Genomic DNA, 13,040 nt, shown 5'->3' with positions numbered 1-13,040 from the left:
CAAGGCGCAGGGTCGGCGGTGCCAGGCCCACGGGGTGGCCAGGACGGCGGGGCCGACGTGCACCCTGCCTCGCACCGCGCGGAGGCGGGCAGGGGTACGGCCACCGCCTCGTCCACTCAGCCCCGCCCGAACAGCCGCCAGCCTCGGCGGCCCGCCGCCTGTTCCGCTCCACCCGTTGGCCGCTCCTCCGCGCAGCGGCAGCGATCCCCGGCGGGGACCCCCGCCAGCACCTGCTCCACATGCGCGCCGCAGCCCGCAAACCCTGCCTTGCCGCACCGGCGGCAGGTGACTCGTCGACACATCCGCCTTCTCCTCGCGTCTCTCCGTGCTCAGCCCAGCGCTTCCAGCGCCCGCCCCAGTCGCTCGGCCGCCTCCGTGGCCACCGGCTCCAATTCCGGGTTACCGGTGAACCCCACGAGCAGGGCCGGATCGGCCGCCTGCACGACGACCTCGTCGCCGTCCTGACGGACCACCACATTGCAGGGCAGCAACTGCGCGACGTCGGGATCCGCCTGCAGCGCCCGGTAGGCCAGCGGCGGATTGCACGCACCCAGGATCAACTGCGGCGGCAGCTCCACCCCGAGCTTGCCGCGCAGCGTCGCGGCGACGTCGATCTCCGTCAGCACGCCGAAGCCCTCGGCCGCGAGCGCCGCGCGGACCTCCTCGACCGCCTCCTCGAACCCGACCGCCATCCGCACCGGCCTGATCCCCTTGCCGTTCTCCATCATCCGCTCGCCTTCCTTGCCGATCCACCCCTCCCGTCCCCTCCAATATACCCCCAGGGGTAATCAATCGACGATGGCGAGGCGATGATGTCCTGTGCCCAACCACCAGCAAGCCGCCCTGCCCGAGGCCGCCCCCGCCGTTCCGCTCGACGTGACCGCCCCCGGACGCCTGCGCCGGATGGCCCGCTCCGCCCTCGCCGACACCACCCCGCTGCGCGAGCACCCGCACTTCCGCCGGCTCTGGGTCGGCCAGAGCGTCTCCGCCGTCGGCCAGCAGATGACGGCGGTCGCCATCTCGGTCCAGGTCTACGCCCTGACCCGGTCGCCCTTCGCGACCGGCCTGGTCGGCCTGTTCTCGCTGGTCCCCCTCGTCGCCTTCGGCCTCTACGGCGGCGCCGTCGCCGACCGCGTCGACCGCCGACGCCTCGGCCTGATCGGCGCGTCCGGCCTGGCGGTGCTGTCCGCACTGCTCGCCGCGCAGGCCTTCGCCGGCATCCACCAGGTGGGTCTGCTCTACGCGATCGTCGCGCTCCAGGCCGCCTGCTTCGCCGTCAACTCCCCAGCGCGGTCCGCCATGCTGCCCCGCCTGGTGCCGGCCGAGCAGCTCCCGGCGGCGAACGCCCTCAACACCATCAGCATGAACCTGGGCCAGACGGTCGGCCCCATGCTGGGCGGCCTGTTCATCGCGCTCTGGAGCTACCAGGCCGCCTACCTCTTCGACGCGCTCGCCTTCAGCGCCTCGCTGTACGCGATGTGGCGGCTGCCCTCGATGCGCCCTGAGGGAGCGTCAACGGGCAAGCGGGCCTCCGTCCTTGACGGCCTGCGCTTCCTGCGCGACCGGCCCAACCTGCGGATGAGCTTCCTCGCGGACATCGCCGCCATGGTCTTCGGCATGCCCCGCGCCCTCTTCCCCGCCCTGGCCGCCGTCCTCTACGGCGGCGGCGCCGGCACGGTCGGCCTCCTGGCCGCGGCCCCGGCGGTGGGCGCGCTGCTCGGCGCGCTCTTCTCGGGATGGGTCGGCCGCGTGCGCCGCCAAGGGCTGGCCGTCCTCTTCGCGGTAGCCGCATGGGGCCTCGCCATCGCGGCCTTCGGCCTGGTCAGCTGGCTCTGGGTCGGCCTGCTCCTACTCGCCGCGGCGGGCGCGGCGGACACCGTCAGCATGATCTTCCGCAACACCATGATGCAAGCCGCGGCCCCCGACGACATGCGGGGCCGGCTCCAGGGCGTCTTCATCGTGGTGGTCGCCGGCGGCCCCCGCCTGGGCGACTTCGAATCGGGCCTGGTCGCCCAACTCACCTCCCCAGCAGTGTCGGCGACCAGCGGGGGACTGGCATGCGTGGCGGCGCTGGCGCTGCTGACCGCCCGCTACCCGGGCTTCGCCCGGTACGACGCCCGCCACCCGACCCCCTGACTCCCGGGGCGCGGCTGACCTGCGCGGCTGACCTGCACGGCTCCCGCCGGACACCCCCGAAACCCGTGCACGAGCACTCGCGCGCGTGCTGTATTGTTCTTCCTGTGCCCGGGAGACCGGGGACAGGCCGCAAAGCCGCAAGGCAGAGCAGCCTCGGGACGTGGCGCAGCTTGGTAGCGCACTTGACTGGGGGTCAAGGGGTCGCAGGTTCAAATCCTGTCGTCCCGACAGGCCGAGAGGCCCGTCGACTAGGAAGGAAACTTCCAGGTCAGCGGGCCTCTTTCTCGTTTGTCGGGGGTCGTTAGCGGACCAGTCGGAGATGCCGTTGGCCCTCTGCTTTGGGGACCACTTGGGGACCAGGAGCCGCATCCCGACTGGCTGCAAGGTGGGCGCTCAGCGCTTCACCAGCCAGCTCGAACGAGCGCAGATCCGGGTGCAGGTAGCGCTGTGTCGTAGTGAGCGAGCCATGTCCGGCGGTCGTCCAGTGGGGCGCTCCACCTGGACCCCACGGGGCAGGCCCGCTCCACGGTGTGTGGGTCGACGGCGGACGGGATGGCAGCCGGGTAGTGCATGGTTGCGGGGTCAGGTCTACGCTGAGCCCCCGAAGAGGGGGAAGCATGATCAATTTGGCTCGCGCTTCTGGCCAAAGCCACCCGCCGACGGTCATCGTGGGGCTGATCTTGACCATTGCAGCCGGGATCGCCATCACCCTGGGATGGTTTGTCTTCAAGGGCGACCCCGGCTCGTTGACGACCAGGGGGAGGAAGGACTACATCGCGATTCGTCGCGTCGTAGGCGGGGTTTTCATGCTCGGCGGTGGGGCTTTCCTCGTGGCCGCGGTGGTCGCCTGGGCGGAAGTCATCTATCGCGGCCTGTCCTGATCTGTCGCTCCCACACGCCGGGGTCGAAGATCGCCCGAAAGTCCGGGAACTCCTCCGCGGCGAGCGCCTCCGCCTCATCCGCTGTCCTGCGGCTCCCTGGGGCGAAGCACTCTGCGATGGACACGAGTTCGTAGTTGGGCGACCCCACCGGGGACGCGTCGATTCCCATCAATGTGCAAGTGTCCGCGAGGGCCCAGAGGTAGTCGGCCAGGTCGCGGGCAGTGAGCTGTGGCCAGGTGTACCGCCCGACGCACACGACGGGTTGGTCCTCGATCCTTGCACGCGGACGGGCCAACCAGATGGCCTCGAAGACCCCTTCGCCTTCGCAGTCCTCGCCAAAGATGAGGAAGTCACTCGCAGAGGCCCTGCCGGGGACGAGGATCTCCCCCATCCACTCGGTCTCCGCGGTCGGCACGAAGTCCCTCAGGACACGAAGCCCGATGCCGTCCAGGTCGATCGGCACGGCTGCCACGGCTCGAAGAGCATCCGGCATGTGCTGGCCATGAAGGGTCACGCCAGGAGGCTAGCCGAGTGGGGCCGCATGATCGAGGCTGGGCCGTCTCGGGGCCGCACGAGGTGAACCACCGTCGCGCAACAACGACAAGATGTTCCGGCGGAGAGGATCGGGTGCAGTGGAGTGACGTCATGGCGGCGGTTGCGACTGGACCCGCGCGGGCGTTTGGCCCGCTGCATGAGATTCTGCGACCCTGCAACAGGGGACCGATTCCAGCGGAAAAGTTCTCGCTGCCCCAGACATCGCTGCGACCGGGATCCTGTGCCGTACAGCGGCTTCTAGGACGGGACGCCAGCGCGGTGAGGGCGGTCGGCTCAGGCAGGTGTGCGCAGGACCAGGTCGGTCCGGCGGCCCGCGGTGCGGTGGCACTGTCTATGGTTGTGGTTGGGTGGGGACAACAAGATGATCACACGTGCGATCGATGATCGCGTTCGACGGGGGGAACATGGGCGGCTCAACGCCCGCTGACGGGGCGACACCCCGACAGGATCAATGCGGCGGTGTGGTCCAGCAGGCCCTCGTCTCGCGGCTACTGGCGCTCATTCGGGCGTCCGAGATCGCCGAGTGGACGGACGGCACCGGGATGCTGCTCGCTATCACTTCGCTGGCACGCGCCGCGCTCCGAGAGGCGCAGGGGTGGTCCTCGCAGCAGATCCTGCAGGACCTGCGCCGAATCGTTCGCCCAGAGGACCGCAATCCGCCAGGCGAGCACGCTCTGGCGCAGCTCGTCGATGCGCTGATCCGCGACATACGCCGCCGGCCGTCAGAGGATCTGACTTACACGCGGCTTTTCGCCGCGTATGTGCAACTGCAGTCCCGCTGGTCCTCTATGCGTAAGGACTCCGGCGTCGCTGACAGCTCCGATCGGTGGGCCTGGGCTCCTCCGCCCCTGCCCACTGGGACCGGCAGGGAACTGCGCTCCAGCGATGTCGACGATGTGTTCGCGCGCCTCTGTCTCGATGCGCTGTTCGCCGACGCGGGAAGTCTGACGCCCCGCGAGGCGCCCGACTACGGGTGCAGCAATCCGGGCCCGCAGTGGGTCAGCGCCCCTGGACGGACCTTTCCGTCCGTGCCCACCTGGATGGCTACGGCCGTCTTGCACAGCGATCGCAGGACCTGGCACGGCCTGCTGGGAGCGACGCCCTGGTGGTACACCACGTTGGACACCGCCGCTGATGCCTTCGTCGCCTGGTACCTCTTGCGGGGACGCGACGCAGAGCCGTTGCGGATCGACGCCCGGGAGGGGCGCTGCGTTATCACCTTGGGCTTGCACCGGCCGCAAGTCGGTCAAGACCTGCTTTCCGCGGCCTTCGACTACGACCTGGCGAACCTGCGGGACGCCTGCGAACTACTGCTGTTGGCCTGGGCAGGGCGGGTGCGCCTGGACATCCTCCAAGTAGAGGGAGAAGATGCTGCCCCGATTGCCAAGCGCACCCTCTCACTGCCCGTGGACGCCGCCTCGGCTGCCTGCCTGCAAGCCGTGGCTCTGGAAGCACTGCACGGCCTCGTCGAGGGGTTCCAGGAGGCCGACAGCGCCGCTCTGGCGGCCGAACTGCCAATCGCGCTGGCCCTGCACCATTTCGCCGAAGCTGAGGCGAACAAGGCTAGCGACCTGGTTGTCGCGCTGAGACTCCTGCGCGGCACGCTGGGTCTGGAGCGAAGCAAAAGCGCCGCAGTTGCACGCGCCGCACGCAAGGTGACCGAGCAGCGGCAGCACCGGGCTGACCTATCCCTGGCCGGTCACGACACTGCCAAAGCGCGGACGGCTCAGCGGTCGGCCGAACGCGCCCTGGCCCGACTCTTGGCCGTCGACGAGGACGGTGCTGCTCAAGGCACCCGTCGTGGATTCGGCGGGCATGCGTTTGCTGATGATCGCCTCGCAGCGATGCTCGCGGCGCTGGATCGCCAGGACCGGGCTTTCGTCCACATTCACGTCGACGACGGCGTGCTGATGGCTACATGGGCCCGCCTACTGCCGGGCGGCCCGGCAGTGCGACGGCTTGCTCTACCCGAGGTACCGCTCACCCACGTCGCAGCAGAAGTCCGCTCCTGGAAAGAGCGCGGATCAAAGTTGGCTGGCATACCTCGGATCCAGCAGCTCCTGACGCTCGTAGGCACCAGGCTCAGCTCCTCCTTGGTGGATGACGGGGTCCGGCACGTGGTCCTCAGTCCCGTCTGGTTCCTGGAGCATGTTCCGCTGCACGCCGCGCCTTGCAGCCCCACGGCGGACGGGCCGGTCTTCTTCGACCGGTTTCACAGCGTGACCTACGCGCCGTGCCTGCAGGTGCTGGAGCAGTTGTACGGTTTCGATCCTGTCATTCCGGACGGCAGCGCTCTGCTGGTCTCTTACGGAGACGACCTGCCCGGGACAGCAGTGGAGGCACGCGTTCTCGCACGAATCTACCAGGCCTCCACAATCCTGCAGGGCGACGACGCCACCCCTCAACGGGTGCTGGACTGCTCCCGCACAGTGGATGTTGTGCACCTTGCCGCCCATGCCGCAGCACACGAAAACCGCTTCGCGTCCGCGATCGGTCTGCACGGCTACAGCGCTGCCGACTCGGCACTTACGCTTGCCCGGGTATTGGCCGAAGGCGACTTCCGGCGGACCAGCACGGTCGTCCTGGCCACCTGCGATTCGGGCACGCATGCATTCACCGGGCTCGGACGCCCACAGTACCGTTCGCTCGATGGCGCATTTCTCGCGCGCGGGGCCCGCAGCATTCTTTCCACGCTCTGGCCGCTGGCTGACGCCTCTTCACCAGCTTTCATGAGCGTGTTCCACCACGTGCTGGCCAGCGGCCGCGGCGCGGCTGCTGCTTACCGGACGGCCGTGAACTACCTGCGCCACGCCCAGTGGCGCGGTCCCGCTGACCATGGGGCGTCTATCGCCCAGGCCGAAGCAGACCTTGACGCGGTCTCACCCGACTGGCGGGAGCGCCTGGACGAGTGCACAGGCCCCGACGGCACCCTCGACCCCTCCCACTGGGCCTGTTTCAAGCTCGCCGGCTTGACCTGGTAGTCGGCACTCCAGGTATCTTCGATCAACGATCACGATGCGCACTGCGGACACAGGTGGGAAAGGGGCTGCGCCGATGGTGGGGTGGGTGACTGTGATTCGGGCCCCCGAGCAGGTCGACTACCGCCTCCTCAGCGCCTGCGGATGCGACTCCGAGCTCGACGCCCAGGTGGAGTGCTGACTGGCCGCTCCGCGCGATCTTGTGTGGATCGGCAGCGGGCTGGGCGAATTGGGCCTCGTCGCCGGCGAGTCCGCCGACCCGGCCGCCGCGAGGGCCCTGATGGACGGCCGCGACTGCCGCACGGTGAGCCGCTGGTACAGCGGAAGCGGGTTCTCGATCCGCGCGGCAAGCTCGCTGCCCATCTCCTGGTCGAGGCCGTCGCGGAGGCCGCCGAAGCCGAGGCGAAGTCGGTACGGCGAGTATCTCGGAGGCGCCCTCGCCAAGCGGCTCGTGCGAGCCGAGCGCGGCATCGTCCGCGACTCCGAGAAGCACCTGGCGGCCGCGGTCGGGTTCTCCCTCGACGACCTCCACGGCGGGGACGTCGTGGCGGAGACCCGGCGGTGGATGAACCGCCACGTCGACATCGGGCTGCGCGGCTGCGACCTCGTCCCTGGACCTGCCGAAATCCATCTCCACCGCCTTGGCCCTCGCCCCCGCAGCGCTCGCCGAGGACATCGAGACGGCCTGGTCGGAGTCCGCCAGAGAGGCCGTCGCGGCCCTGGAGCAGTGGACCGCCTACGGAATGCGCGGTCACCACGGCGACGGTGAGTGTCAGAGGACAAGGAAGACTGGCTCTTCAGCACTTTCCGTGAACGCAGGTGTTCTGGGACAGCGAATGCTGAGCGTTGTCAGCGGAGGTTGACAGCCACTAAGTTCGTGCCAGGGAAGGTTGAGTGACTGGGGCTGGGAGCGGTGCGTGTCCTCGTTGGATGAGTTGCGGGCTCTGCTGGGCGAACCCGCCAGCCGTCAGTCCAACCCGGATGACTGGACCGAGGTGGAGCGACACGTAGGGTCCGCTCTACCCGGTGACTTCAAGGCGTTTCTCGACGCCTACGGCACCGGGGTCATCTCCGGCGAGCTCGTTGTCTTCCACCCCTGTGGGACAAGCCCGCTATTGGATCGCATGCGCAAGACCAACGAGGTCTTCGCCGAGCGCCGAGCCAGGGCCCTCAGCAACGGCGACTCCGAGCACATCCCATACCCCTTTCACCCAGAATCGGGCGGGCTCATCTCGTGGGGGTACGACTACAGCGGCGACGAGCACTTCTTCCTGCCCTGCGACTCCGACCCGAGCCGATGGAAGATCGTCACGATGGCCCACGAGGAGGGCTGCCAGACCTTCGACGGCCCGTTCTCAAGCTTCGCCCTGGCGTTCGTACGACGACTGCTCGACGTCGACCGGTACCACGGCATCGAACCGGAGGCCCTGGAGTTCCTGGAACCGGAGGACCTGGAGGAACTGGTTGCCAGCGGGGAGATCGGCCCAGTGCAACCGGGCTTCGAGCCGGCCTGACCCGCGAACCGACAGGTCAATTGGCGAGCAGGATGCGTCGTCGTAGGAGAGCGAAGCCGGCGCGGCCGTAGGACTGGCGCTTGAGGAGCTTGATCCTCGTGACGTTGCCCTCGACCGGGCCGGAGTTCCAGTGCAGGGTGAGGCCGGCGGTGACGGCGGCGAGGTCCTTGCGGAGTCCGTTGGCGAAGGTCTGCAGTTCCTTGATTTGACTGTCGTCGGCTCTGGTCAGCCAGTCGGTGAGCTGGTGACCTTCGCGGCGTCGCAGCATCGCCGTGAAGTCGCGGGCCAGACGGCTGACCTGCTGAGTGTGCTCGCACCGGTCGCAGAGGTCTTTGAGGCTCTGACGTGCTGTTTCGCTTTGGTTCTCGGGCCGGCCGACGATCCACCGCACCACGTCACCGACTTTGAGCGGGGGTTGCGGGCCCGGGACAGGTCCACGGCGCTCGGCGAGGCTGTTCAGGAAGCGGCGTACGGTCTTGCGTCCGCCACGGTACCCGCGCGCGTGGATCTCTTCGCGCAGGATCTCGGCGTTGCCGCAGCCCTCCTCCCATCGGGCGGTCAGGTAGGTCTTGTAGGGGTCCAGAACGCTGGAGCCGCCGATGCGGATTTGCAGGAGGCTGTCGACCTGTGCCGCGTGGTAGTAGCGGCGCACGGTCTTTCGGTCCAGGCCGAGCCGGGCGCTGATCGTCTGGATCTGCAGGCCGCGCTCGCGTAGGGCGCGAATCTCAGCCCAGCGGTCGCGAACTCGCTGTTGAGCGGACGTCTCGGGCGCGGGCTCGGAATCCGGAACAGGCGGCTGTAGAGGTCGTAGACATCCTCGGTGGCGTCGTACCGCCCTCTCGACGGCGGTGGCGAGGTTGTCGAGCAGGTGCCAGCGGTCGGCGACTTGAGGGACTCCGGGCAGGGCCCGCTGGGCGCCATCGGCGAACGATCCGCCGCGGTCGCGGCAGATCAGCTTCACGTGTGGGTGCTCGCGCAGCCATGCGGCGAAGGTGTCGGAGGTATGGTCCGGGAGCACGTCCACGGGGCGGCGAGTGTGCATGTCGATGAGGATCGTGCCGAAGGTCCGGCCCCGGCGGAAGGCGAACTCGTCGACGCCGAGCACCTCGACTGCTGGGACGCCGGGCACCTCCAGGCGGTGGATCTGCCGCAGCAGCGTGGAGGCGCTGATCGGCACGGCCAGGTGCTCGGCCATCCGACTGCCGGCCTGGCCGCCGAGGTCGAGTGCCAGACGCTCCAACAAGCGTTGCAAGGTGACGGTGCGTCGGCCGTAGCGGAAGGTGAGACGGTCGACCTGTTCGGCGAAGGTCCGCTTCGCGCAGTTGGTGTTGCCACAGACGAAGCGGCGGACCAGCAGGTCGATCGCTGTGACCTGTGCCCCGACGGCCGTGTCGGCGAGTCTTCGTACATATCGGCTGTGCACACGCTCCGACATGGTCCCGCACACCGGGCACGGGGCGTTCGGCTCACTGCACCGTGCCGCGATCCGGACGGTCCTACCCACCCGGACCACGGAGTCGACTACAACCCGAGATAGATGCGGCAATAGGACTTTCAGCAGCTCAGGAACATGATCCCCCACCCCGAAGGGCTACCCAGAGATCACCGCGTTCACGGAAAGTGCTGAAGAGCCAACTCCTACTGTCCCTTGACAGGTGAGCGAGCCGAGCGCGTCGCCAGCAGCGGCTACCTAGGCTGGACGACACTGCACCGCTCCGCCCACCCGGTCGACGGTTCCCCCGGTGACCCGCACCTGCACGTCCACGTGAACCCGGCCCACATGATCAAGTGCGAGGACGGCAGGTGGCGAACGCCCGCGTCCGGCGCCGTTGACCTGCGCCGGCACGCGCACCTGGTCAACGAGATCGCCGAAGGCCTGCTCCGCGCGAAGCCGACGGAGCGCCATGGCGCAGTTTTCGAGCGGTCGGAGACCGGCGCCTGGAAGCTGGCCGGGATCCCCGAGCGGCTGTGCGCCGAGTTCTCGCGCCGCCACGCCCAGGCCGTCGCGATGGTCGGCGAGGGCGTGACCCGGGACCAGCACAGGGCCACAGCACGTCGTACTGCGGAAGCCAAGGAGGAGCACGGCACCGACGCCGAGCGCCTGGACTGGCTTACTCCGGCGGCGGGAGCCTTCACGGGCTCAACGAGGACGAGCGGACCTGCGCCCGCCAGTGGGGGTCAGGAGGCCGTCGACGCCGCCATCGCGACCGCCCTCCCCGGCGCGGGCGGCAGCCCCGCACCGGCCGGACGCGGTGCTGACGGAGGCGGACAAGTCCCGGCTCTGCGACCCTGGGGCAGATCGCCGAGCAGGTATGGGATCCCGAGCACAGCGTCGTCGCCGTACCAGCCGGCCCTGTCCCGGGCGCGGGGCAGAGCCACTTCTACCTGCCGCTGGCCGAACTCGAGGACGCCGCCACCCGCGCCACCCTGGGGGAACCCCGCAGCGACCAGGCCTGGTGGCGAGTCGCTAAGATCCGCCGTATCCGTGATCAAAAACAAGGCGGGGGACTCGTGCGCCGGACCCGTTGGACGACTGCTCTGATCTTGAGCCGCGCGCTGCTGCACCTACTTCGGACAGCCTGGCGCTCTCGCCTGACTGCAGCACGTTGGGCGCGAATCCATGGTGAGACAATCGCCGCCCTTGCCGTAACTGCTGTCATCATAGGCGCGGTCTACCTGGTCGTTCAGTTGTGCAACTTGCTCTGGACCAAGGTCACACACTTCTTTGCCTCCACGCCGCCCGTAGTCACATCCGAGGATCGGGCGACAGGTAGGGCGGAGCAGGTCAAAGCGCAAGCCACTGCGGCTCTCGCTGACCCCACCGTGTGGATGCCCAAGCCTGCCAACGACAGCATCAGCGTGGAAGGCTGGGACGCCTTCGACATCGATGTCCTCGGCAACGACAGTGCACAGGTGGATCCCGCGGCATATAGGGCGTTGGCCGAACTGCTGCCCAAGGGTTACCCAGTGGATGTCTGGCTGCCCGGTGATACCACTGACCTCACCACTGGTGATGGTCTTGACGTCTGGATGGCCCCGTTCGATGAGACCGACGTTAGCGTCCGCATTGTGGGCCTGCCCGCCCACGGCACGGCCACCGTCAAGGATCATGGGATCAGGTACAGGCCCCACTACGGCTGGGTGGGCGCGGACTCCCTCACGTACTCGATCACGTTCGGTGCCAGCGGACATACCGCCAAGGCCAAGGTCCGTATCAAGGTGGGTCCGGAACCGCACATCTACTACGAGAACTGCGCCGCTGCCCGTGCCGCAGGTGATACCCCGCTGTACAGGGGGGAGCCAGGCTACGCCCCCTGGCTCGATCGCGATGGCGACGGCATTGCCTGCGAGTGGGGATAGTCAGGAAGCGTCGGCAGCAATTCCCTGCTCGTGAGGTCTAACCGTTCTGAGTCGCGTTGGCCCATGTTGGCGCAACTGTTCGGAATTGAGCGCCGGATGTGGCTCAAGGTTGGCCAAAGGTAGCGGTGGTGCCAGTACATCGCGGCGTCGCTCTGGCCCTCGTCCGAGGCATCCTGGAGCATCGCCTTGCGCCAGGCGGAGTGCAGGCCGGCGAACTGTTCCACAGCGGCCAGGTGCGACGGTCAAGACGTGACGGCCGTGGCAGCCGCGGCCGTTGCCGCGGACTGGACCTGGTATACCGACCTCGACGTCACCCCGCCGACGCCCAGCGCCGGTCGGCCCCGTGGCTCACCTCCGGTTTCGCCGCCGAGGTCCGGCCCCAGGCGCCGGTCGCAGCCCCGGCGCCGACTGGGCTCGACTGGACGCCCACCACGGCTACACCACCGTCCGCCTGGTCCAGGCCCAGGACGACCCCACCCGGACACCGCGACGGCCACCTGGCGGGAGTTCACAGTGACGGTCTCCGAGCACGGTCGCGACAGCTGGAGCGGCTCCACGGCCACCTACGTCCAGTACGCCCACCCGGTCCGCGCCGGACGCGGCGCGGCCTGGCGCGTGAGCGAGATGCGAGGCGCCCAGTGACCGACGTCGAAGCCAGCCCGAGCTGGCCGAACCCGACCATCCCCGTTTCGCGCGACCTGGAAGTCACGGTCGACGGCATTCCCGTTCAGCCGCCGGCTGGGTTGGACCTGGCGGCACCTGGCAGTGGGCGGTCCGGCACGTGGCTCAGCGGTCGGAGTCAGCTGTGGCGGCCGCGCCGTCGGCAGCCTCCTTGCGCTTCCAGGCGCCGGGTCAGCGGGCCGTGAGCGTGCCGGAGCAGGAGCGTCGCGCACCGCTGGTCATCGACGGCTCGAACCTCGCGTGGATCTCATCTCCGAGTCGTCGCAGTGGGGGCCGCCCCAGCTACAACACCATGATGGAGGGGGGCAAGGCGCTGGAGCGGCAATACCCGGGGCGGCAGTGCACATCGTCATCGATGCGACGCTGCGCCACGACGTGCCGCCCGAGGAGCGGCCCGCCATCGAGGCCGCGATTGATGCTCGCGTGGTCGTACAGCCCCCGGCCGGGGCCGAGGGGCGCGGCGACGCTCTCGTGGCCAACATCGCCGCACAGGTCGACGGGGTCGCGGTGTCGAACGACAGCTTCGCTCCCCTTCACCGGTTGCACCCATGGCTGCGCACAGCAGGTCGGATGATCGGGGCCACTCGGTCCCAGGGGGTGTGGGTCTTCACACCCAGGACGCCGCCAGCCGCGCGGTGACATGGTCCTCCGGAAGGTGCCCAGCAGAGTTCCAACGGTGCTCCGCTGGGCCTACCTCACGGACCTCGACTCGTTCCTGATGGATCCCAGCACGCGTCAGCAGATCGACGCCTACCTCTGCAGCACGTACCCCTACTGCGTCCGACTCGCTGCTTGCCTTGCCGTCCCGGTCTGGCCGGAGGAGCAGCACCCTTCATAGAGGCGCCAGTGCCCGGCGCCTGGCGAAGGCCTCGTGCACGTCAACTCGGCTCCGGCACCGGGCTCTGCCGGATCGCAAGGGCGATCAAGGCCGCCAG

The 13,040-nt window shown here is 68.8% G+C and carries 12 protein-coding genes and 1 tRNA gene; 10 read left to right on the top strand and 3 right to left on the bottom strand.

Translation table 11 applies throughout. The annotated features are described in order from the left end of the window. Positions 1-329: 329 nt before the first annotated feature. Complete coding sequence (locus ACFP3V_RS29445; protein WP_380590047.1) at positions 330-728, bottom strand: DUF302 domain-containing protein; 399 nt, start codon at positions 726-728, stop codon at positions 330-332. A 175-nt stretch (positions 729-903) separates the two neighbouring features. Between ACFP3V_RS29445 and ACFP3V_RS29440 the strand changes: the two genes are divergently transcribed. From ACFP3V_RS29440 to ACFP3V_RS29430, 3 genes are all read left to right on the top strand, one after another. Further along, the gene (locus tag ACFP3V_RS29440) at positions 904-2,136 is read left to right on the top strand and encodes an MFS transporter (protein WP_380590057.1); all 1,233 of its coding nucleotides are present in this window, start codon (positions 904-906) and stop codon (positions 2,134-2,136) included. A gap of 154 nt (positions 2,137-2,290) precedes the next feature. Further along, positions 2,291-2,364: transfer RNA gene (locus ACFP3V_RS29435), tRNA-Pro, on the top strand. Between the two features lie 389 nt (positions 2,365-2,753). After that, positions 2,754-3,017, top strand: coding sequence for a hypothetical protein (locus ACFP3V_RS29430; RefSeq protein ID WP_380590044.1), 264 nt, complete (start codon positions 2,754-2,756; stop codon positions 3,015-3,017). On the opposite strand, the gene ACFP3V_RS29425 is transcribed toward ACFP3V_RS29430, so the two are convergent. Continuing rightward, positions 2,995-3,531: a hypothetical protein gene (locus ACFP3V_RS29425; protein WP_380590042.1), complete on the bottom strand. Its 537-nt coding sequence runs from the start codon at positions 3,529-3,531 to the stop codon at positions 2,995-2,997. The two genes, ACFP3V_RS29430 and ACFP3V_RS29425, sit on opposite strands and share 23 nt — an antisense overlap. A 421-nt stretch (positions 3,532-3,952) precedes the next feature. On the opposite strand from ACFP3V_RS29425, the gene ACFP3V_RS29415 reads away from it, so the two are divergent. Together ACFP3V_RS29415 and ACFP3V_RS29410 are read left to right on the top strand one after the other, a co-directional pair. Next, the gene (locus tag ACFP3V_RS29415; RefSeq protein ID WP_380590056.1) at positions 3,953-6,553 is read left to right on the top strand and encodes a CHAT domain-containing protein; all 2,601 of its coding nucleotides are present in this window, start codon (positions 3,953-3,955) and stop codon (positions 6,551-6,553) included. Between the two features lie 914 nt (positions 6,554-7,467). Further along, positions 7,468-8,064, top strand: a complete 597-nt coding sequence (locus ACFP3V_RS29410; RefSeq protein WP_380590039.1) for an SMI1/KNR4 family protein — start codon at positions 7,468-7,470, stop codon at positions 8,062-8,064. A gap of 16 nt (positions 8,065-8,080) precedes the next feature. On the opposite strand, the gene ACFP3V_RS29405 is transcribed toward ACFP3V_RS29410, so the two are convergent. Further along, positions 8,081-9,568 carry an ISL3 family transposase gene (locus tag ACFP3V_RS29405; protein ID WP_380590053.1) on the bottom strand — a complete coding sequence of 496 codons (1,488 nt, stop codon included), beginning with the start codon at positions 9,566-9,568 and terminating at the stop codon, positions 8,081-8,083. A gap of 144 nt (positions 9,569-9,712) precedes the next feature. On the opposite strand from ACFP3V_RS29405, the gene ACFP3V_RS29400 reads away from it, so the two are divergent. The 5 genes from ACFP3V_RS29400 (at position 9,713) to ACFP3V_RS29380 (ending at position 12,943) form a co-directional block, all read left to right on the top strand. Further along, positions 9,713-10,606: a relaxase domain-containing protein gene (locus ACFP3V_RS29400; protein ID WP_380590036.1), complete on the top strand. Its 894-nt coding sequence runs from the start codon at positions 9,713-9,715 to the stop codon at positions 10,604-10,606. Positions 10,607-10,761: 155 nt separating this feature from the next. After that, complete coding sequence (locus ACFP3V_RS29395; RefSeq protein WP_380590033.1) at positions 10,762-11,424, top strand: excalibur calcium-binding domain-containing protein; 663 nt, start codon at positions 10,762-10,764, stop codon at positions 11,422-11,424. Positions 11,425-11,937: 513 nt separating this feature from the next. Continuing rightward, on the top strand, positions 11,938-12,066 hold the full coding sequence (locus tag ACFP3V_RS29390; protein ID WP_380590030.1) for a hypothetical protein: 129 nt from the start codon (positions 11,938-11,940) through the stop codon (positions 12,064-12,066). 378 nt (positions 12,067-12,444) lie between these two features. Continuing rightward, positions 12,445-12,744: a hypothetical protein gene (locus ACFP3V_RS29385; RefSeq protein WP_380590027.1), complete on the top strand. Its 300-nt coding sequence runs from the start codon at positions 12,445-12,447 to the stop codon at positions 12,742-12,744. A 37-nt stretch (positions 12,745-12,781) separates the two neighbouring features. Further along, entirely contained in the window at positions 12,782-12,943 is a 162-nt protein-coding gene (locus ACFP3V_RS29380; RefSeq protein ID WP_380590024.1) for a hypothetical protein, read from the top strand. Positions 12,944-13,040 lie beyond the last annotated feature (97 nt).

The sequence above is a fragment of the Streptacidiphilus monticola genome (genome assembly GCF_042658505.1).
Lineage (GTDB): Bacteria > Actinomycetota > Actinomycetes > Streptomycetales > Streptomycetaceae > Streptacidiphilus > Streptacidiphilus monticola.
This window is presented reverse-complemented; position numbering and strand designations above follow the sequence as displayed.